Source organism: uncultured Pontibacter sp. (assembly GCF_947495565.1).
GTDB lineage: Bacteria > Bacteroidota > Bacteroidia > Cytophagales > Hymenobacteraceae > Pontibacter.
This window is the reverse complement of the sequence record NZ_CANLZM010000044.1, coordinates 1-208: the sequence shown is the minus strand read 5'-3', so window position 1 is coordinate 208 and position 208 is coordinate 1. Positions and strand designations below refer to the sequence as shown.

The following is a 208-nucleotide window of genomic DNA, read 5'->3' as shown; positions in this document are numbered from 1 at the left end:
CTTTCCATGACAGTCAAATTTAAGCATTTAGTTAAATCTGCCTTAAAAAAGATCTCCAGTCAAAGGTAGCAACTCCACTTATGATAACCAAGTAACACTGGACTTCTCCAGGCCCGGTAAACCAACGGATGACGCCTTTATCGAGTCCTTCAATGGCAGTTTCCGGGATGAGTGCCTGAACGTGAATTGGTTCCTCTCACTGGAAGAC

At 44.2% G+C, this 208-nt stretch carries 1 pseudogene; it reads left to right on the top strand.

The window, feature by feature from the left end:
* Nucleotides 1-79: 79 nt before the first annotated feature.
* Nucleotides 80-208, top strand: a pseudogene (locus Q1B04_RS19980) (transposase); the annotation flags it as partial.